This window comes from Neisseria sp. P0009.S007 (assembly GCF_051962515.1).
Map to the genome: position 1 here is coordinate 1 of NZ_JBQCVF010001006.1, position 322 is coordinate 322.

A 322-nucleotide genomic window follows, 5' to 3' on the forward strand; every position below is an offset into this window, starting at 1 on the left:
TTGGATGTACTCGGTGTCGTCTTTACTGCGTTTCTGACGGCTGTCGGCGGCGGCATGATACGCGATGGCTTGGTCGGCCGGATTCCGCAAGTATTTTTGCAAACCGATGCGTTGATTGTTGTGTTTGCCACGCTTGCCATTGCATGGTTGATAAGGGTGCAACGTTATCGCAGCACCTATTTGGCCGCTGCTTTTATTATCGCCGATGCCATCGGTTTGGCAGCGTTCAGCATTACCGGCGCACAAATCGGTATGGCTTTGCAGCTTAATTTGTTCGGCGTTATTTCTTTGGCTTTTGTGACTGCCGTTGGCGGCGGTATTG

The 322-nt window shown here is 51.6% G+C and carries 1 protein-coding gene; it reads left to right on the forward strand.

Annotation, left to right across the window (positions count from 1 at the left end; all coding sequences use genetic code 11):
• The coding region (locus ACTHS3_RS17525) for a trimeric intracellular cation channel family protein (protein WP_440368699.1) at positions 1-322 on the forward strand (322 nt) is incomplete at both ends.